We start from the raw sequence: 20,544 nt of genomic DNA, 5'->3' as shown, positions 1-20,544 counted from the left end.
GCGCCCTGCGGGTATGAGCAGCGAATTTCCTTCGCAAGCAGGTTCGCGGCTCAAGCGCCGCTCCTACGGCCTGTTTTCTGTCGTTATTCATTCTCAACTATTAACTATTCATTGCCTTTCCAGTGCAGCCAGGCTTTACCCTTCTCGGTTAACCCGCCCTTGGCGATGGTCAAATACGCCGTGCTGGGCTCGCTGGGCGCCACTTTCACCTTGAACTTCATCAGTTCGTCGCGGCGGAAAGCATGCACTTCCACGATTTCGCCGGGCAAAAAGTTGGCCATCAGGTTGTCGATATTGCTCTGGGTGGCCTGCAGGCCATCCACGGCGATAATCACATCGCCGGCGGACAGGCCTGCCGCCATGGCCGGGCCCTGCTCGAATGCCACGGCAATCTTGGCGCCCATCGAATCGCCGACCACCCGCACACCCAGATTGGCAATACCCTCCTTGCCCGGTTTCCCCCCGTTGTCGCCGTGACCGGCGGCACTGCGCCAGTTGAGCTCCACGCCCCGTTCGGCCAGCAGCTCTGCCAGGGGCAGATCCTCGGTGCTATAAAGCGCCCGCTCGAAAAAGTCGCTCATGTCGCAACCGGCCACTTCCTCGGCCAGGGGCTGTATGCCCTGCTCCGGCACGCCTTCGCCGGTCTGCCCGTAACGGGCCCAGAGCAAACGCATGAGATCGTCCAGGGACTTTTGCTCACCGGTCAGGTTGCGCAGGGTCAGATCCAGCGCCAGCGCCACCAGGGAACCCTTGGTGTAATAGCTGACGATGGCATTGGGGGCGTTTTCATCCTGCTTGTAGAAACGGGTCCAGGCGTCAAAACTGGATTCGGTGACGGTTTGCTTGTGACGGCCCTGGCCGCGATACACCCGGCTCAGGGTCTGCCCGAGCAACTCCAGATAGCTCTGCGGCGCAATCAGCCCGGTGCGAGTCAACGACAGGTCATCGTAGTAGCTGGTGATGCCCTCGAAGGCCCACAATAATTCCGTGTGCACTTCCTGAGACAGGTCGAACGGCGTAAACGCCGCCGGCTTAATCCGCTTGATATTCCAGGTATGGAAATATTCGTGGCTGCACAGGCCCAGATAATTGCGATAGCCATCGCGCACCTTGCCCGGCTCGTCGGTACGTTTGGGCAGGTCATCGCGGGCACACATGAGGCTGGTGGAATTGCGATGTTCCAGGCCACCATAACCATTGCCGGTGACCAGGGTCATGAACAGATAGCGGTCCATGGGCGCCGGTTCGCCGAACATGCGGATGTGATGTTCGCAGATCGGTTTCAGGTCCCGGCACAGCCGCGCCATATCGGTCCTGTGACGACCAGCCATCACCACCCAATGCGGTACGCCGCAGGCTTCAAACTGGGCATACTCGAACGGGCCCATTTCCACCGGATGGTCGATCAGGGCGTCGTAGTTGTCTGCCCGGAAGCGGCCAAATGCCAGCTCCGAACCACTCAGCCGCGGCAGCCCGGTGGCCAGGTGCCAGCCCAGATAGGCGGGGCCTTCCGGTGCTTCGATGTCCACTTCACAGGCCTGATCCTCGTGCCCCATGGGCGCCAGGAAGACACAAGTGCCATTGAAATAGCCGTGGGTGGTATCCAGATGGGCACCACGTACGGACAGGTCCCAGGCATAGACGTGATAATGCAGCTGCACCGGACCGTCGCAGGGCGGTACCTGCCAGGTTTGCTTGTCGATTTTCGCGACTGGCAGAGTCTCACCCTGGCAACTGGCTTCCAGATACACCAGATGGCGGGCAAAATCACGGATCATGTAGCTGCCGGGAATCCAGGCCGGCAGGCTAAACGCCTGCCCTTCCGGGGTCGGGTTCGCCACGGTGAGCGTCACTTCAAAAAGATGAGCTTCAGGGCGCAGTGGGCGAATCCGGTATTCAATCATGGTCTCTCCTGGAAATCGGGCAGCGTACAACAGCGTCCGGCATGGTAGTTGCTGCATCACCCTGTTGCCATAGCTGTTATTATGCCATGGTCCGGAACAGGCTCAGGAAGCCTGGCCGGCAGGCTGCCGGCTGAGCATTTATCCTCGCCAGGGACGCCTTAATAACACAGGCACCAACCTGTCCACTGACCGCGCCGCCGGAGAATGTTATGAGCAAGCAGATGCGCTACCTGAACACGGGCGACGGCCATTCCACCGCTATCCACCACTGGCCCACGCAGGCAGCAACGTCCAAAGGCATTATGGTCTGGCTGCATGGCATGGCGGAGCATGGTGCCCGTTATGAGCCCCTGGCGAAAGCACTGAACGAACAAGGCTGGCATCTGTATTGTCCGGATCATCGCGGCCATGGCCTGAGTGTTAGCGAGGCCTGCCCGAAAGGGCATTTCGGCGACGACAACGGCTGGGATTGTCTGGTTGAGGATGCCCTGGCAGTGATCGCCATGGCCCGTGAAACCCACCCGGGGCTGCCCTGCGTGCTTGGCGGCCACAGCATGGGCTCTTTTATTGCCCTCGCAGCAGCCCAACGCAGCGGTGAGAATCTGTCGGGGCTGGTGCTATGCGCCAGCGATTACCACCCGGCAGCCTACTACACCCTGATGGGCCTGCCGGTGAAACTGACCCGTCACCGTAATGGTAAGCGCGGGGTCAGTCCGCTGATTCGCAGAATGACCTTCGGGGCCTGGGCCAAAAGAGTGCCGGACCCGAGTACCGAGTTCGACTGGCTGAGCAATGATCGCGATCAGGTACAACGCTATCTGGACGACGACCTGTGTGGCTTCGATTGCACCACGGAGTCATGGTGTCAGTTGATTGAGGGCTTACGCCAGATCCACAGCATCGTCCAGCTCGCCGAGCTGCCCGACCAACTTCCGGTCCTGCTGCTTGGTGGCGAGCAAGATCCCATGAGCGACATGGGCAAGGGCATGATGGCTCTGGAGCAGGTGTTGCATACCATGGAGCAGCCATTGACCGCCCACTTCTGGCCCGAAGGGCGCCATGAAATTCTCAACGATCATTGCCGGGACCAGGTACTGGATGCGATGAGCCAATGGCTTGAGCCTCTGGCACTGAAGGGCTGAAAGCCGGCCAAGCTCCTCCTCCATCAGAGTGATTCCCTGATGCATCTGCCCTGCTGACAAGGCTCCAACGATGGGTTTTGCGGCTGTCGGCAAAATATCGGATAACAAACGTAACGCCTATGATTTCCGTTTTCTTCGGTTATTGCTGCGCTGCAAGGGATCGGCCCAACACTCCTCAGTGTGAACATTCAGTGCACTGAACAGACCGACTGCAACCGTCAGTTCGATGCGCGGGATCTGAAGTGCTCTCGGTTTCTACCATCAAGCGATCACTCTCAACACCTCCTGGATTCGCGACTCTAGACAACGTTTCCCTAAAAGGCTGAGTCAAATCCATGCCTGTAATACCTGCAGAGCAAAAAGAGCGAAATCATTCAGCTCCGCCCTAGAGTGAGGTCGAGATATCTGCCCATATCGAAGCGACCCCATAAAAAAAGCGCGCCAACAAGGTTGGCGCGCTTTTTCCAATCAGACGTAACGAGTGTTACTGGGAATTATTTCAAAAGGTTGTTTTTGATGTCCTTAAGGCCTTCCAAGGTGCTATCCCAGGTTTTTTCCACACTGGCTTTTACATCTTCCCAGCGCGCGTTGCTATCATTACGGACTTCATCCAGCCGCGCCGCCAGTTCCTGACGTTTTTCTTTCAGTTCCAGCTTACGGCTTTCCCACTTGTGGCGAACATCTTCACTGGCTTGGTCCGCCTTGACTTGCAACTGGTCGAATTCATTATCCAGCTCGTTCAGCTTACCTTTAATCTTTTCGATGAAAGCATTGCGATCCATCACAATCTCCTTTCAATGAATGGGTACCCCTTATCATGGGGCTGCCAAGACACTTTTCCATGGCGACTTTGTAAAATATCCATTTACAGAGTTTTCAGCATGGGCTGCACAAACGGTTAGCCCTCTTCTTCCTCCAGCGCCGACACATAGCCCAGATAACGGTTCTTGATCTGCCGGACATATTTCACCGGCTCGGCCCCGCGCACATAGCCGTAGCGAGCCTGACGGGCGTACTCCGGCCGGGAAAGTAACAGCATGGCCTCTTCCACGTTGCCGAACCATTTATCCGGATCCTTGCCCAGACGTTCCGCCAAGCGGCGTGCGTCTTCCACATGGCCGTGCCCGGCGTTGTAGGCAGCCAGAGTAAAATACAGCTTCTCCGCCAGGTCCAGACGTGCCGGGAAACGCTGTTCCAGCCAGTCCATATAGGCCACACCTGCCGCCACTCCGTTCTCTGGTCGAGTCAGGTTGCTATACCCGAGTTGGCGCCCGGTACGAGGCATCACTTGTAACAGGCCCTGCGCCCCAGCAAACGAGCGCGCCTTGGGATTAAAGCGGCTTTCCTGGTACATCTGCGAGGTAATCAGGCGCCAATCCAGCCCATATTTAAGGGCCTCGCTTTTGACCAGCTCGTCGTAGGGAGAAATGGCTTTCCCGGAGCCAACCCGATAGGCCTCGTGGGTATTGATGGTTTTTTTCTCACGGAAGTAGCGGTTATAGGTGATGTTGTAGTTCAGGCCCCGGTAATGGCGGGCGATGTAGCTATTCAGTTGCTCTTCCAGTGCCTGCTGTTCAGGGCGCAGCCCCCAGCCAATCTGCTTGGCGGGTTCGAATTCAAACAACACCGCAATATCTTCACGATAGGTGGACTCCATGGCTGCCAGGTGACTATCGGCCATGGTCAGATCATATTCGCCATTGGCGACAGCATTAATCAGCATCTCGGTGCTGGCGCCCGGCACCTCCTGAACGATGAAGGGAAAATCACTCTCTCGGAGTTTCTGCAGGGTATCGTAATAGGCGGTTTCAGGGTTGACGGCTACGGTACGACCGGCCAACTGGCCGATGTTTTCCAGCGGCGCTTCATCGGAACGGCCGATCAATTGCTCGTTTACTTCCAAATAACGATCACTGAACATCCAGCCCTGTTTCTGGCGATCCTCGGTAACGGTCATGGAAGCCGCAATGACATCTCCCTCCCCGACCTGTAACGCCGCGAACATAGCTGAAGGGCTGTCTCGGACAACGACACTCACTCTCAGCCGATGCTTCTTGGCAAAATCGTTGATCAAGTCGTAATCAAACCCCATCAACTCCCCACGCCACATGAAATAACTGGCGGGATTGTTGGAGGTAATGACTCGCAGAACGCCGTGCTCCTTGATCGCCGACCAGTCACGCTTTTCTTGTTCTTTGACAGAAGATATAACCCGCTCACTGGTTATGTACTGGTTGATGCGATCCAGCAGCTCGGTACTGTCCTGCCTCACTGCCCAGGCGATGCGCCGTTTACGGTTCACCACCGGGCCGATAGCTGCCTCGCCATCAGGGCTGATGAGAACATCCAGCATGTTGCTGTCGATAATAGTGGCAGCCAATTCTCCTGATTCCACTCCCTCAACCAGTTCTTCGTCGGAAAGGTTGGCATCCAGAATGTCCACCGAAATGTTGTCATGCCGGCGCGCCAGTTTTTCTGCAGTTTCCTGGTAAGAGGTCCCTTCAGGAACTGAAATAGTCAGGTTTTTCAGCTTGGTCAGAGTCAGGTCAGCCTTCTCCGCAGGCACAACCAGCTTCTCCTGCACTGCATTGACCGGGGTAGAGAATGCCAGGGTTTTCTGTCGGTCTTTGGTCACCGAGTAGTTCGTCACGATAACGTCAGCAGCACCCGCATTGATGAGTGCACCCAGCTCCGCAAAGCTTTCCGCGTAGACCCAACGGGGCTGCAGACCCAGGTGCCTGACAAACGCCTCGGCCTGGGCCTGATATTCTCTGGCAGGAACACCCTCCCGGGGCAGGCCGGAGGGCTCATCAAAACGGGGAGCCAGCAGGCGGATATACCCTCTCTCCTGCAAGGCAGGCAAATCGCCGGTTTCTTCATAGTTGTTGAAGGTGCTGACGACTTCTCCGACCCCCGGCTCCTTGTCGCAACCCGCCAACAGGGAAACCAACAGACACACTGTAAGAAAAATACGGCTTCGCATGATGCCCCCTTACTGCACTGATTATCATTCTTGAGGCCAAAAAGGGCCTTATAGACAGAGTAACGATTCAGGGCGAATCAGGCGATTATTTTGTCGATAGTAATACCGCTGTCACGTGAAGGCTCCCGCAGCAGTAAATCGCATATAAAGAAAAAGGGGCCCGAAGGCCCCTCTCAATCACTCCCATGAGGAATCAGGGAGTTCCTACACAGACGTCATGTACACGGAAGGACTTGTTCACGTTTACCAAGCCAGCGTAATCAAGCTGGATTGAATCAAACGCCTGGCTGGACGCAGGTGCGGCAACGAAACGCTGATCGGAGTTCGCCCCCAAACCTAGCAGGTCCAAATCCAACAGACCGCCACCGACGGTTGCACTGTCGACTTCTACCCCATCGTTGAAGAAGCGGATGGTGATGAAGTTGCCCAGCAGTTCCAGGTTAACCAGCTGAGACGACGGGTCGCTAATCACGAAGCCCACTTCACTGTCAGCGATGTCCATTGAAGTATCGTTGGCGACTGCAGCCACAAATCCGCCGCCGTACAACAGTGCTGCACCGATATTGATTTGTGCGAAGGTAGCGTTACTAGCATCCAGCGCATTGGCTTCGTCATCTACGGAGCAACCCAAGCAGACACCCAGAACACCACTGTCTGCCGTGTAATCAGTATTCCCCAGCTGCTGGTAGGTGTTGGTGGCCGCACAATTGAAACCGTCGTCATCACACACATCACCTTTACCGTCGCCATCCGCATCGGCCTGATCAAAATTCGGAATCATCGGGCAGTTATCCGTCACATCCGGAATGCTATCGCCATCGGTATCGGTGGGATCACCGCCGCCGCCATCGCAGACGTCGCCAACACCATTGCCATCGGAATCAGCCTGATCCGCATTGGCAGTAAACGGGCAGTTATCGGTGTCATTCGGGATGCCATCGCCATCACGGTCGTCATCACACACATCACCGATGGCGTCCAGATCCTGATCCGCCTGATCCGTATTCGGCGTGTTCAGGCAGTTATCATTCGGGTCCAGAATGGTGTCACCGTCGCGGTCATCTTCGCACGCATCACCGATGCCATCAGTGTCTGTATCCACCTGATCATTGTTCGGGGTGTATACACAGTTGTCGTTGTTGTTATCGATACCATCGCCATCGGCATCATCATCACAAACATCACCGATACCATCATTGTCAACGTCACTCTGCTCAGGGTTGAAGATGGTCGGACAGTTATCAACGCCGTCATCGATGCCGTCGTTGTCTTGATCGTTATTCATGTCACAGGCATCACCGATACCGTCGCCATCGGTGTCTTCCTGATTCGGATTGGCAACTAGCGGACAGTTATCGGTAGGGTTGTCTTCACCATCCCCATCACGGTCGTCATCGCAGACATCTCCAATGCCGTCACCATCCTGGTCTTCCTGCATGGCGTTAGCGTTAGCGGGACAGTTGTCAACGTCATCCGGAACGCCATCATTGTCCTGATCATTGTCACGCGAGACAGGGTTGTTGTTACCAACGCTGCTTCCATCGCCTTCGGCTTCACAGCCTGCCAGCCCCATTCCCAACAAAGCGGTCAGGAGCATGGCAAACAAGATTCTCATTTGCGAGTTCATATCTTTATCCCTTATTTCTCAGTAACGCGGAATTCGACGCGACGATTCATGGCACGACCAGACTGATTTTCGTTGCTGGCGATCGGCTCGATTTCACCGTAACCGCGAGCAGTCAGGCGATCCGCATCAATGCCTTGCTCAATCAGGTATTGCCGCACTGATTTGGCACGCTCGTCAGACAGTTTCTCGTTGTAAGACGCAGAACCGGTGCTATCAGTATGACCGGCAATCTCAACGTTGAAGTTTTGCTGCGCCTTCAACGCCTTGGCCACACGGTTCAGAGAGGGACCTGAACTTGCGGTAATCTCCGCGGAGTTCAACTCGAAATTGATATTATTGAAGGTGATGGTCTGGTTGGTGATCATGCAGCCATCGGAATCAACTTTGGCACCCTGGATGGTATCCGGACACTTGTCACGATCATCCGGCACACCGTCGCCATCGCTGTCCACAAAGGGCTTCTCGACAATTTTTTCCACTTCACGGGTTTCATAGACGATCTTCTCGACTTCAACCACCCTGGTCACACCCAGCGGGATTTCCAGACCCAGGGAGAAGCGCCAGTCATTGAAGCCGCCTTCGTCTTCAGACAGGGTTCCAGTGACGCCGTCAAAGTCGTCATACATGTAACGAGCTTCAGCGCGCAGTTTCAGGCCATTGTCGAAGATAGGCCCCGTTACGGCACCGATGCCTACGTTGGCATGAAGGTCTACACCATCATCATCGTCCGGCACTACATCGTTGTAGATCGCCCCGATATTTGCCAATACGAAAGGCGTAAAGCCTTCACGATCACCGAATGCATAAGCCAGACCTGTGCTGGCCGTGTATTGGTAAAAGTCGGTCGCACCGTCAATGCCGCTATCCAGGCCGTATGCGGCGCCCTCGGTCTCCCACCACCAGTGTTCAGACAGCTCACGGCCATAAATCAGACTGGCACCCAACCCCTTGCGAGAGATTTCACGGTCTTCGTCCAGAACCAGATAGCTGGCCATAGGCGCCAGGTACTGACGAGTAGTGTCCTCTGACTTGTTTTCTGCTAATGCCTGGTTTGCCATGGCCACAGAAAGTGCAAGTGCTGAGAGTCGTATGCATCCTTTCATGGTTACCCCCCTCGGGTATGATTGATCTGTGCAATTATTGAAATAGGATTGGGGGCGCTTTAAAACATCCAACGAGTGCCGTTACGTTGCTTTAATGTTGCCGGATGGTTGCTGGCACCCTATTTTGTTTCTGAGCGTATCTTTTCGTATCAAAAAGAGGGAAATGGCGCCGTTCAAAGGGTTACATTTCACAATTAACCCATATATGGCACGATGGTGCAAATTAATTGGAATGCCATTCTCCATGCGAATATTGCGCACCCGCTACCTACTGCTACTATTCTTGTTTGCCGGCATTATCGGTGGCCTGCTGCACACGGCCTGGCCGTTCCTGTTTTACCCCCGGCAGAACCTGTCTTTTTCATTCCCTGTACAACCGATAACAGCAGATGACTCAACAGCAAAAGCAGGTATCGCTGAACGGGACATTACGCCGCCCGCCGGCATACCCAAGTTCGGTTATTCCGCCTGGGCAAAGGATGCAGACGGCTTTCGCACCCGGCTCAAGGCAAGGGCGTTCTACCTGAAAGGCCCCGGCCAGACCCCGCTTGCTATCGTACAACTGGATCTTGGCAGCGGCTCGCTGGTGCTGCGCCACCGGGTAGCAGAACTGATCGCCGACCATACCGATGTGCCCTCCCATGCCGTGACCCTGCTGGTTACCCACACCCACTCGGGTCCCGGCCAGTATCTGGGCAGCGATTTCTACAATGTTTTCGGCAGTAACCGGCCGGGCTTCGACCCGGCCCTGTTCGAGTTTCTCAGCCAGCGTATTGCCGATGCGGTCATCGATGCTTATGAGTCCCGGCGCGAGGCGCGCTTTGCCGTGGGTCAGAGCGACCTGTTTGGCGTTACCCGTAACCGCTCCATCGAGGCCTGGGCCAATAACTTCCCAGACCGTGATCCCGCCAACGCCGACCCCATGCAGGCAGTGAACCCCACCATGACCCTGCTGCGCATTGACCAGCGCCAGGGCAGCAGCTTCGAACCTGCCGGCGCGCTCAGCCTCTACTCCATCCACGGCACGGCCATACCCCCCTTTACACGTCCCTACCATTCGGATGTCTGGCACTGGATCAGCGAGCAACTGGAAAGCGAATTGGCCAGTTATTACCCCCAATTCATCCACGGCCCCGCCCAGGCAACCCATGCAGATAACAACCCGGCCTGGAAAGAGGACCTGCGCGGCGACCGTGAAGCTGAACGGATCGGCAAGGCACTGGGCAAACATGCCTCACAGCTATTTCATTCCCTGGAAAGTCAGCTCACTGACACCCTCAGCACCGCCGTCGCCAGCCGCCAGCTGGACCTGCTCGACGACATTGATACCGGCCGTTTCGGCCTTTGCGAAAGGGCCATCGCCGGTGCCGCCGTCGCCGGCGCCGCCAACGGCGACGAAGTCTTCCCGATTTCCTATCTCCCGTTTCTGAAGGAAGACTGGCCCCGCCGGGTCTTTACCGACAACTGCCAGGGCGTGAAGCAGTGGATGCTGTCCAAACTGCAGCTGTTGCTACCGCCCGAGCGCTTTCCCCACCAGGCCCTGTTCCAGATTGTGCGCATCAACGACCTGGTACTGGTTCCCCTGCCTTGGGAAATCACCCAGGAAAGCGGCAACAGACTCCGTCAGGCGGTAGCGAGCACCCTGCCCGAAGGCAGCGACTGGAAGGTGGAAATTTCCAGTCTGGCCAATGGCTACTTCGGCTATGCCGTGACTCCGGAAGAATATGCGCTCCAGTACTACGAGGGCGGCCACACTCTTTATGGTCCACACACCCTGGATTTCCTGATTCAGCAGAGCGAGAGGCTGAGCCGGGATCTTCTACAACAAGGCGACATCAACGACATCCCGGCCCAGCAGACCTTTTCCCTGCTCAGCCGACAATACTTTCCTGACTCGCTGGCAAGTCCGGGCACAAGGCGCTGGTTAAGCGAGCCTACGCGTCATGACGGCAACGCCACCACCGGCCCTTACTGGAGCCTGCTACTGGAAGCGGAACCCGCGGATCAACTGGCACTGGATCGCCCTCTAATGGCGGTTCACTGCGACGATAAAGTGATCAGCGATGAGAGCGCCGAGTTACAGTTGCTGCATCAGCAAGACACTGAGAAAGGGCACGGTCGTTATGAGGTGCGCTGGTACCCCACCACACCCTCTCCTTCCGGGGCCTGCCGTTTCTTCGTTAGCACCAATCAGCCGCAAGCAGTGTTATCCGCCCCCCTGCCATAGTCCGCCCAGCAAACAGCGCTGAATCTCCGAGGCCACTCAGTGCTGTGCTGATCCTGTCACAACCACAGAAGAGGTATAGACGTTAACGGATGAGCCCTGACAATGGCACTGCTACACTGGATTGGAGCGACACCGCTTTTTCTCCCGGAGATCCATCATGCGCCCGCTGTTCCGCTTTCTGCTGCCTGCCCTGCTCGTTGCCGGCTGTGCCAGCACCACCCAGGTTACAACTCGCTTCACCGCTGAAGGGAGTCATCCTCCCCGGGAAACATTGCTACTGGTGGCCCACACCCCGGAAGGCGGCACCCGTGAAACCTGGGAGCTGACCTGCAAGGAAATATTTTCAAGCAGTTCGTTGACCATTTTGCTCAGCCACCAGGAATTGCCGTTATGGTATGAAGGCGGAAAAAACCGCATCCTCAACTGGGCGCAAAGCAATGATGTGCAACGGATTCTGGTGGTGGAACTGACCCATCTGTTGATTGATGCAGCGGCACCACCGTCAGGCGGCAATCGCCTCAACCCCATGGACCAGTCCGCCAGTGAAATGACACCGACCTGGCAAGTGGGGATTGGCGGCGAGCTGGCCCGGGAAGCGGTTCCCGAGGCACTACGTCAACACGGTACTGAGTTGATCAATGCTGACGGCAAACCCCTGTGGACCGGTATTGCCACCACACACGAAGCCAGCAACACCGTTGCCATTGCCAAGAGCCAATGTACGGCTCTGCGCAACACACTCAAAGAGCATGCTCTGATACCCTGACAACGGAAAATAAAGACTATGACTGGCCCACTGAACGGACTGACCTTTATCGAACTGGCCGGCATCGGCCCCGGCCCCTTCTGCGGCATGATGCTCGCTGACATGGGCGCCACCGTGATCCGCATTGATCGCCCCGGCGGCAACCCCCACGCCGCCATCGGCCATAGCGTTCTGTTCCGCAATCGACAGAACCTGGCCCTGGACCTGAAAAGCCCGGAAGGCATCGAGACCGTCCTCAAGCTCTGTGAAACCGCCGATGGCCTGTTCGAAGGCTTTCGCCCGGGTGTGACCGAGCGCCTGGGTATCGGCCCGGAACAGTGCCTGGCCCGCAATCCAAAACTGGTATACGGCCGCATGACCGGTTGGGGCCAGACGGGTCCGCTGGCCAAAGCGGCCGGTCACGACATGAATTACATCTCACTGTCCGGTGCCCTCCATGCCATGGGCCGCCAGGGGGAAAAGCCCGCCATTCCGCTGAACCTGGTGGGTGATTTCGGCGGCGGCGGCATGATGCTCGCCTTCGGCATGGTCTGTGCCGCCCTGGAAGCCCAGCGCTCCGGCGAAGGGCAGGTGGTCGACAGCTCCATGGTAGAAGGCTCCGCCGCCCTCATGGCCATGTTCTATGGCCTCAAGGCCCAGGGCATGTTCACCGAAAATCGCGGCACTCACATGCTCGATTCCGGCGCCCACTTTTATGAGATCTACGAAACCGCAGATGGCAAATATGTTTCCATCGGCAGTATTGAGCCGCAGTTCTACGCCGAACTGTGCCGCATTGCAGAGTTACCCGCCGAGGACTTTGGCCAGCAGATGAACCCGGCCATGTGGCCGCAACTGAAACAAAAACTGGCGGCGGTCATCAAACAGAAGAGCCGTGATGAATGGACCGCGCTGATGGAAGGTACCGACGTATGCTTTGCACCGGTATTGAGCCTTGAAGAAGCGCCTTCACACCCGCATAACGTGGCAAGAGGTTCCTTTGTCACAGTCGGCAACACCGTGCAGCCGGCACCGACACCGCGCTTCTCGCGCAGCGCCGCCGGCGATATCAAAGCCGCCGCCAGCGCCGGGGCCGACAGCCAGGCGGTTCTTCGCCAGGCCGGTTTCAGTGACGAACAGATCGACACATTGATCAGCAGCGGCGCAGTGAAGCAGGACTGACCTGAGCCACTGTTGGAGCCTTGCTCGCAAGGCGAAGGGGTTGGTCAAGTTGCGTGCAACCTGAAACCTTCGCTTTGCGAGCAAAGCTCCAACAGCCCCTTTTTCAGGCCAGCAGAGCCCCCGGCCACAAGCCGGGGCATTCTGACTAGCGGAGGACACCATGAGTGCAGTGATACCCGGAACATCCCTGGCCATTCATCCGGAACGTTTCCCCGATCCGGTAGACGACCTGCCAACTGACGGCACCCAGAAAGCCCTACTGGCGGGGGGCTGTTTCTGGTGCGTGGAAGCGGTCTACCTCAATCTGGATGGCGTACTGGCAGTCACCTCCGGTTATGCCGGTGGTCATGCCGCCCGTGCCAATTATGAGGCGGTCTGCACCGGCACCACCGGCCATGCGGAGGTGGTGGAAATCGAGTACGACAGCCAGGTAATCAGCTACGGACAGCTGCTCAAGGTATTCTTCTCCGTGGCCCACGACCCCACCCAGAAAGACCGCCAGGGCAACGACCGGGGTACCCAGTACCGGTCCGCCATTTTCTATCAGAGCCCGGAGGAAAAAGCGGTCGCCGAAGCCTATATTCGTCAGCTGGACAACGCCGGCGCCTTTACCGCGCCTATCGTGACCACGCTGGAACCGCTGGAGACATTCTATCGCGGCGAGGATTACCACCAGAACTTTGCCAACCACAACCCTAACCAGGGTTATATCGTTCACGTGGCCAGGCCCAAGGTGGAAAAACTCATCCACGCCTTTCCCGATCTGCTCAAAGGGGATACGCAATGAACGCAGCCCACTCCGCCAGCGGCCATGATCTCACGCCGCTTAGCGACGCCGAGAAACAGCAACGAGCAGAGCACCTCACCGACGAGGAAAAGCGCATCCTGCTCAATCAGGGAACCGAGCCGCCCTTCTGCGGCGGCCTGCTGGACAACAAGGAAGACGGTGCTTACCACTGCAAACTGTGCGACCTGCCACTCTTTGCCGCCAACGCCAAATTCGAATCCGGCACCGGCTGGCCCAGCTTCTACCAGCCCTTTGACCCGGAGCATATCCGCGAACTACGTGACAGCAGCCACGGCATGGTTCGGATAGAAATCCGTTGTGCCCGCTGCGACGGCCACCTGGGCCACGTATTCCCCGATGGCCCGCCCCCGACGGGACTGCGCTATTGCCTGAATTCAGCGTCGATGGTGTTCAAGGCAAGCACCTGAACTACCCGTTACATCGTAGGAGCGGCGCTCTCTGTACTCTGCGAGTATGAGCCGCGAACCGTACTTGGCACGGCGTATCGCAAGTAATTTCGCGGCTCATACTCGCAGAGTACAGAGAGCGCCGCTCCTACAGTGCCCCCCCCCCCTGTGGTTCAGATGCCGTTATGCCTGTCGTGCAAATCCCGGCACCACAGCACCCCTGACTTGACCGCAGCGTACAGCGGCAGTTTCTGTCATTGCCTCACGCAACACCCTGTATACCATCGGAAGTGACCCCCAAGTCACGACAACCTGGCCGCTGCCAGAGCAATGGAAATCACAGGAGGCACCATGAACGCCGCGACCCCTGCCCCGCGCCGCGAGGAAAGCGCCGAACAGCGCTGGAACCGCTTTTCCGTCCTCAAGACCGGTGACGATTACCTGGCCAGCCTGCGCAACCGCGGCACACGCCTGTTCCTGTTTGGTGAGCTGATTGATGAGCCCGCCGACCACCCGATCATCAAGCCCAGCATCAACGCCCTGCGCGCCAGTTATGACCTGGCCATCGACGATCCGGAACTGGCCACGGCCTGGTCCCCGCTGATCGACGCCCAGGTAAATCGTTTCCTGCACATCGTGGAATCTCCCGGCGATCTGGTAATGAAGAACAAGATGCAGCGCCGCATGGGCCAGATCACCGGCACCTGCTTCCAGCGATGCACTGGGCTGGACACTATCAGTGTGCTGCACTCCGTGACCTACGAGATCGACGAGAAGCACGGCACCAATTACCACCAGCGTTATCTGGACTTCCTCAAGGAAGCCCAGCGCAAGAACATCCTCATCGCCGCCGGCATGACCGACCCGAAAGGCGATCGCAGCAAGCGTCCTTCCGAGCAGGCTGATCCTGACATGTTCATGCGTGTCACCCGTCGCACTGACAAGGGAATCTACGTGAAAGGCGTGAAGGCCCACATGACCGGCGGCTGGAACCAGCACTGGATCTGTGTGCTGCCCACCATGAACCTGAGCGAAGCTGACAAGGATTATGCCGTCGTTGGCATGATCCCTGGTGACGCCGAGGGCATCATCTATATCTACGGCCGCCAGAGTTGTGACACCCGCGCCATGGAACCCGGCGACATCGACCAGGGCAACGCCCAGTATGGTGGCCAGGAAGTGCTGGTGTACTTCGATGACGTCTTCATCCCCAACGAGCATGTCTTCATGGATGGCCAATACCAATTCGCCCAGGAACTGGTAACCCGCTTCACCGCCTACCACCGAGCCAGCTACGTGTGTAAAACCGGACTGGGCGATGTACTGGTGGGAGCCGCCGCGTCAATCGTGGAATACAACGGCCTGGAAAAAGTCAGTCACCTGCGTGACAAGCTAGTAGAGATGACTCACCTGAACGAGACTATCTACTCCTCCGGTATTGCCAGTTCCCATGAAGCCAAGAAAATGCCCAGCGGCATATTCATGAACGACACCATGCTGGCCAACGTCTGCAAACATAACGTCACCCGCTTTCCCTATGAGATCTCCCGTCTCGCCCAGGATATCGCCGGCGGCATCATGGTGACCATGCCCAGCGAGCAGGATCTGGATAACGAAGAAGCCGGCGACATCATCCGTCGCTTCCTGAAAGGCCGAGACGATATCCCCACCGAGGACCGCATGCGTATCCTGCGCCTCATCGAGAACATGACCCTGGGCCGCAACGCGGTGGGTTACCTCACTGAATCCATGCACGGTGCCGGCAGCCCCCAGGCCCAGCGTATCCAGATCCTGCGCGGCATGGATGTGGAAACCAAAAAATGGCATGCCCGCAAACTGGCCGGCATCAAGCAGGTTTCTTGACGCCAATACTTGCCAGCCCGGGGCGTCCTGCTAAACTAGCGCCGCCCTGAGTACTGGGCATGCCGGGATAGCTCAGTCGGTAGAGCAACTGATTCGTAATCAGTAGGTCCGCGGTTCGATTCCGCGTTCCGGCACCATCGAATCACAGAAAAGCCGCCTCTTCAGGCGGCTTTTTTTGTGGGCGTGATTTTCACTCCGGCAGGATGCCGAGGCTCAACCAAACTGCCGCCGGTACTGACCCGGTGCACAACCTTGCCACCGCTTGAAGGCATGGTAAAAATTGGCGGTATCGGAAAAGCCCAGCTCCAGAGCCAGTGCCTGCATGTCACAGCCCGGCTCGCGCAGAGCCTGACAGGCATGCTGGTGGCGGACCTGGTCGCGAAGCTGGGCGAAGCGGGTGCCTTCCTCCTGCAGGCGACGCTGCAGAGTGCGGGGCGTCATGGCCAGGGCGTCGGCCACCGCTTCCATGGTCACGCCCTGACCACCCAGCATGATCTCAAGTTGCTTGATCACCTGGCCGGAAACACCGGCAGCCCGTGACAAACCAGACAGCACCTGGTCAGCGGATTGGCGCAGGCGCTCATTGTATTTGGGATAGGCCCTGGGCAGAGGCTCGGCTAACAGGCTGGCGGGAATGGTGATGGCATTGTATTGCTGCGTGAAGTGTAACGGGCACCGGAAAAACTGCTGGTAGACCGCTACCTGATCCGCCACCGGCTCGCCATGCAGAAACCAGGCAGCACTCACCGGCATGTTCCCCCCCAGCAGAGAGCGACCGATGGCAACCATGGTTGCCACCACCACTTCATTGTGGGTGCGGGTGGCGGTAAAGCGAAGGCTCGGGTCCTTGCTGGCCACGGCCAGCATCACGTCATTGCCAAGCGTCTCCAGGGTAAAGGCCAGATAGGGGACCACCAGATCCTTGTAGCGAAACAGCATGGCCAGACCCTGTTCCAGCGTATCGGCCGTGGCCATCAGGTTACCCAGCAGGTCCAGATTGCCATAGTGGTTATCGGCCCCTACGTGCAAGCCGAACAACGGGTCATCACTTTCAGTGAACGCGGAATAAAGCAGCTCGTCCAGTTGCAGCAAGCTGATAAACCGGTCGTTGCGGCCAACAATGTCAGCATCAATACCGGCACGCTCGAACAGGGATTGCACATCCAGACGGCTGCGCAGTGATACCTCGAGGAGGCCGGGTAGAATGGAAGCCGGAAGCAACGTTGTGGTCATGGTGTTTCCTCGCAATCTCCCGAAACTAGGCAAAGGCTCCGGACAGGTCAACCAACCGTGATGGATTGGCCCGTTTGACCGACTGGAGGTTAGCAGAGACTGTGAGTACTCTACCCTCACCCATAACAACAACCGGATCGATTATGCTCAAACGCTATCTGGTCGACGAGGTCACCGACACCCGGGCCTCCCGCAAGCAGGCCTTCAAATTGTTTACCGACGCGGCCAACTGGCAGAACTGGTGCTCAGTCGTCCGCCATGCCCGCCTGCTCAACGGCAATTGGCGACCCGGCGCCCTGCTGTTGTTTGTGGCAGACTTGCCCGGCCTGCCACCGGCGCCGGTGGTGGTAAGGGTGATGGAGTACAAGGAAAACGAGCGCATCACCTGGGGCTTGCATCTGCCCTTCGCCCGCATTACCCATCGCTTTACCTTTATCGATGATGGCCAGGGTGGTTGCCGGGTGCATCAGGAAGAATGGACCGAGGGGCTACTTACCCTGTTGGCCTGGCCGGCCGGCAAACTGATTCACCGTTTCGATACCCGCTTTGCAGCAGAATATGCTGCCATGTTCTAAAAACCGGCTTTACTGACCCTGAACGGATTCCTTCATGACTCATCGACTGTTTAATGCCTACTGCCGGGTTGTGCTGGCACACCCGGTTTTCTGGCTGGCTCTGCTGGCCCTGCTCTGTGCTGTTTCTGCCTGGCAGGCCCGGGAGTTCAAGATTGATGCATCAGCAGATTCGCTGGTGCTCGAGAACGATGAGGCATTGCAGTATTACCGGAAAATCTCCAAGCGCTATGGCGGCAGTGATTTCCTGATCATCACCTACACCCCGTCCCAGGCTCCCCTGTTTCAGCGGGACACTCTCACACACCTGCAGGCGCTGCAGAACGATCTGAAACAGGTCGACCGGGTCAGTTCGGTGTACAGCATGCTGGATGTGCCGCTGCTGTTCAGTCCCCAGGTGGAATTCAGCGACCTGGCCAACGACTACCGCACCCTCACCGACCAGGATGTGGACCTGTCACTGGCAGAAAAGGAATTCACCGAAGAAAACCCGCTGTATGAAGATCTGCTGGTCAGCGACGACGGCAACACCACTGCCTTGCTGGTGAGTTTCGAGCGCGACGAAAAGTATTACGAGCTGCTCTACCAGCGTAATGAGCTGCGCACTCAGCAACACGAGGGTCAACTGGACGAAGACGGCGAGCAGGCGCTGGAAGAAGCCTCACAGGCCTTCAGTGACTACAGCAGCCAGATTCAGGAACGCACCGCCGGCGAAATTGATCAAGTGCGCGATATCATGGACAGCTACCGGGACGAGGCAAAACTGTTCCTGGGCGGGGTGCCCATGATCGCCACTGACCTGGTGCGTTTCATTCGCGCAGACCTGAAAATTTTCGGGATCGGCGTGCTGGCCTTCCTGATCGTCACCCTGTTCATGATTTTCCGCCGCCCTCGCTGGGTGATAGTGCCCCTGGCCTGCTGTGGTGTCACCGTGCTGACCGTAACCGGCTGGCTGGGCTGGATGGACTGGAAAGTCTCGGTAATCAGTAGCAATTACATATCGCTGCTGCTGATTATCACCATGTCGATCACCATCCACTTGACCGTGCGCTTCCGGGAACTGCACGAGGAGAATCCGGATGCGAGCCAGAAGTGGCTGATCCGGGAAACCGCCGCCCACATGATGCGGCCCATGATCTACATGATCCTCACCACCATGGTGGGCTTTTCTTCTCTGGTGATCAGCGGGATTCGCCCGGTGATCGACTTCGGCTGGATGATGACCTTTGGTCTGGGCGTGTCGCTGGTGGTCTGTTTTCTGGTTTTCCCGGCCCTGCTGGGTCCGTTGAAGGCCGGCCAACCGCAACAGGGGCGTGACTTCAGCCGCAAGTTCACCCTGGCGTTTGCCGACTTTACCGAACGACACCGCCCTACCCTGATGGTGCTGGCCATTATCACCGTGATCGCCTCACTGTGGGGCGTCAGCCGATTGACGGTGGAAAACCGCTTTATCGACTATTTCCAGAAAGACACGGAAATCTACCAGGGCATGCTGCAGATTGATCGCAAGCTGGGGGGCACGACTCCGCTGGATATCGTCATCGATGCACCCAGTACTGAAGCCCAGACTGCGACAGCCTCATCCCCGCCGGCTACCGGCTGGGATGGTGAATCCATGGACGATAGCGCCGCAACAGATCCGTTCGCGGCAGGTGACGATAGCGACCCGTTCGCCAGTGCCGAGCCGGATCCGTTTGCGGAAGGTGACAGTGATCCGTTCTCTGACGCCTCCGGCAGCGAAGATCCCTTTGCCAGCGCACCGTCAGAGGACCCGTTTGCCGAGTCTAAACAGGCCAAACCCAATCCGCTGAAAGGTGCCTACTGGTTTACCCCGGCGCGTCTGGCCCAGCTGGTGGAGATCCAGAACTACCTGCAATCCCTGCCGGAAACCGGCAAGGTGTTGTCCATCGCCACTACCTACAAGGTAGCGGAAAAACTGAACGAGGGGCCGCTCAGCTATGTGCAGCTGATGCTGCTGGCCAGCTTCATCCCCGAGGACCTGCGCGACCAGCTGGTGCGCCCCTATCTCTCGGACGACGGCAATCAGGTGCGTTTCAGCGTGCGGGTGATCGACTCGGATGAAAACCTGAATCGCAACGAGCTGCTGGCCAAGATCCGCACCGATATGGAAAACAACTTCGGCCTGCAACCAGAACAGGTGCATCTGACCGGCGCCATGGTGCTTTACAACAACATGCTGCAGAGCCTGTTCGATTCCCAGATCAAGACCCTGGGCTATGTGTTCGCCGCTATTCTGGTGATGCTGCTGATTCTCTTCCGCAGCCTGCCGGTGGCGCTTATCAGCATGGTACCGAGCCTGATCTCCGCATCGCTGGTGCTGGGGCTGATGGGCTGGATCGGCCTGCCGCTGGATCTGATGACTATCACCATCACCGCCATCACTATCGGCATTGCCGTGGATGACACCATTCACTACATCCACCGCTTCCATGAAGAGCTGCCGAAAGATAATGACTACGTGGCCACCATGAAGCGCTGCCACGGCTCCATCGGCAAGGCCATGTACTACACCTCGCTGACCATCATTGCCGGCTTCTCGATTCTGGCGTTCTCCAACTTCAACCCCACAGTGTACTTCGGCCTGCTCACCGGTCTGGCCATGCTGGTGGCCCTGCTCAGCAACCTGACCCTGCTGCCGGCGCTGTTGATCTCGGTCAAGCCGAAGCTACGGGCGGGTTGAAGCCAGCTGTAGGAGCGGCGCTCGAGCCGCGAACTTACTTGCGAAAGCATTCCCAAGTACGGTTCGCG

The 20,544-nt window shown here is 57.6% G+C and carries 15 protein-coding genes and 1 tRNA gene; 10 read left to right on the top strand and 6 right to left on the bottom strand.

Annotated elements, in window-relative coordinates; genetic code table 11:
• Positions 1 to 104 precede the first annotated feature (104 nt).
• Positions 105 to 1,904 (bottom strand): M61 family metallopeptidase, encoded by a 1,800-nt coding sequence (locus ACMG4M_RS08065; protein WP_272962675.1) that lies wholly within the window; start codon positions 1,902 to 1,904, stop codon positions 105 to 107.
• 209 nt (positions 1,905 to 2,113) lie between these two features.
• Here ACMG4M_RS08065 and ACMG4M_RS08060 point away from each other — a divergent pair, with 209 nt between their 5' ends.
• Entirely contained in the window at positions 2,114 to 3,046 is a 933-nt protein-coding gene (locus tag ACMG4M_RS08060) for an alpha/beta fold hydrolase (RefSeq protein WP_414431096.1), read from the top strand.
• A gap of 494 nt (positions 3,047 to 3,540) precedes the next feature.
• Here ACMG4M_RS08060 and ACMG4M_RS08055 read toward each other — a convergent pair whose 3' ends face one another.
• The 4 genes from ACMG4M_RS08055 to ACMG4M_RS08040 all read right to left on the bottom strand — a co-directional run bounded on the left by ACMG4M_RS08055 (position 3,541) and on the right by ACMG4M_RS08040 (position 8,759).
• Positions 3,541 to 3,828: a hypothetical protein gene (locus ACMG4M_RS08055; protein WP_035249668.1), complete on the bottom strand. Its 288-nt coding sequence runs from the start codon at positions 3,826 to 3,828 to the stop codon at positions 3,541 to 3,543.
• A gap of 116 nt (positions 3,829 to 3,944) precedes the next feature.
• Positions 3,945 to 6,029 carry a transporter substrate-binding domain-containing protein gene (locus tag ACMG4M_RS08050; RefSeq protein WP_414431095.1) on the bottom strand — a complete coding sequence of 695 codons (2,085 nt, stop codon included), beginning with the start codon at positions 6,027 to 6,029 and terminating at the stop codon, positions 3,945 to 3,947.
• A gap of 193 nt (positions 6,030 to 6,222) precedes the next feature.
• A complete protein-coding gene (locus ACMG4M_RS08045; RefSeq protein ID WP_414431094.1) occupies positions 6,223 to 7,644 on the bottom strand; it encodes a thrombospondin type 3 repeat-containing protein in 1,422 nt (473 codons plus the stop codon).
• A 23-nt stretch (positions 7,645 to 7,667) separates the two neighbouring features.
• Positions 7,668 to 8,759: an OmpA family protein gene (locus tag ACMG4M_RS08040; protein ID WP_272975672.1), complete on the bottom strand. Its 1,092-nt coding sequence runs from the start codon at positions 8,757 to 8,759 to the stop codon at positions 7,668 to 7,670.
• Positions 8,760 to 9,003: 244 nt separating this feature from the next.
• Here ACMG4M_RS08040 and ACMG4M_RS08035 point away from each other — a divergent pair, with 244 nt between their 5' ends.
• The 7 genes from ACMG4M_RS08035 (at position 9,004) to ACMG4M_RS08005 (ending at position 16,107) form a co-directional block, all read left to right on the top strand.
• Positions 9,004 to 10,986 carry a neutral/alkaline non-lysosomal ceramidase N-terminal domain-containing protein gene (locus tag ACMG4M_RS08035; RefSeq protein ID WP_272975671.1) on the top strand — a complete coding sequence of 661 codons (1,983 nt, stop codon included), beginning with the start codon at positions 9,004 to 9,006 and terminating at the stop codon, positions 10,984 to 10,986.
• A gap of 157 nt (positions 10,987 to 11,143) precedes the next feature.
• Positions 11,144 to 11,752 carry a hypothetical protein gene (locus ACMG4M_RS08030; RefSeq protein WP_414431093.1) on the top strand — a complete coding sequence of 203 codons (609 nt, stop codon included), beginning with the start codon at positions 11,144 to 11,146 and terminating at the stop codon, positions 11,750 to 11,752.
• Between the two features lie 18 nt (positions 11,753 to 11,770).
• Positions 11,771 to 12,913: a CaiB/BaiF CoA transferase family protein gene (locus tag ACMG4M_RS08025; protein ID WP_035249656.1), complete on the top strand. Its 1,143-nt coding sequence runs from the start codon at positions 11,771 to 11,773 to the stop codon at positions 12,911 to 12,913.
• A 160-nt stretch (positions 12,914 to 13,073) separates the two neighbouring features.
• Positions 13,074 to 13,700 carry a peptide-methionine (S)-S-oxide reductase MsrA gene (gene msrA, locus ACMG4M_RS08020; protein WP_414431092.1) on the top strand — a complete coding sequence of 209 codons (627 nt, stop codon included), beginning with the start codon at positions 13,074 to 13,076 and terminating at the stop codon, positions 13,698 to 13,700.
• The gene (gene msrB / locus ACMG4M_RS08015) at positions 13,697 to 14,128 is read left to right on the top strand and encodes a peptide-methionine (R)-S-oxide reductase MsrB (protein ID WP_414431091.1); all 432 of its coding nucleotides are present in this window, start codon (positions 13,697 to 13,699) and stop codon (positions 14,126 to 14,128) included. Before msrA ends, msrB begins: the two co-directional genes overlap by 4 nt.
• Before the next feature lie 330 nt (positions 14,129 to 14,458).
• Positions 14,459 to 15,970, top strand: a complete 1,512-nt coding sequence (locus tag ACMG4M_RS08010) for a 4-hydroxyphenylacetate 3-hydroxylase family protein (protein WP_414431090.1) — start codon at positions 14,459 to 14,461, stop codon at positions 15,968 to 15,970.
• A 61-nt stretch (positions 15,971 to 16,031) separates the two neighbouring features.
• Positions 16,032 to 16,107, top strand: a tRNA-Thr gene (locus ACMG4M_RS08005).
• 76 nt (positions 16,108 to 16,183) lie between these two features.
• Here the strand turns inward: ACMG4M_RS08005 and ACMG4M_RS08000 are convergent.
• Positions 16,184 to 17,203 (bottom strand): AraC family transcriptional regulator, encoded by a 1,020-nt coding sequence (locus ACMG4M_RS08000; protein WP_035249646.1) that lies wholly within the window; start codon positions 17,201 to 17,203, stop codon positions 16,184 to 16,186.
• A 143-nt stretch (positions 17,204 to 17,346) separates the two neighbouring features.
• Between ACMG4M_RS08000 and ACMG4M_RS07995 the strand changes: the two genes are divergently transcribed.
• Positions 17,347 to 17,778: an SRPBCC domain-containing protein gene (locus ACMG4M_RS07995; RefSeq protein ID WP_035249644.1), complete on the top strand. Its 432-nt coding sequence runs from the start codon at positions 17,347 to 17,349 to the stop codon at positions 17,776 to 17,778.
• A gap of 34 nt (positions 17,779 to 17,812) precedes the next feature.
• On the top strand, positions 17,813 to 20,476 hold the full coding sequence (locus ACMG4M_RS07990; RefSeq protein WP_272998217.1) for an efflux RND transporter permease subunit: 2,664 nt from the start codon (positions 17,813 to 17,815) through the stop codon (positions 20,474 to 20,476).
• Positions 20,477 to 20,544: the final 68 nt, after the last annotated feature.

This window comes from Alcanivorax sp. IL3 (genome assembly GCF_047495465.1).
Lineage (GTDB): Bacteria > Pseudomonadota > Gammaproteobacteria > Pseudomonadales > Alcanivoracaceae > Alcanivorax > Alcanivorax jadensis.
Note: the sequence above shows the minus strand (reverse complement) of the source record. Positions and strands in the feature narration are given on the sequence as shown.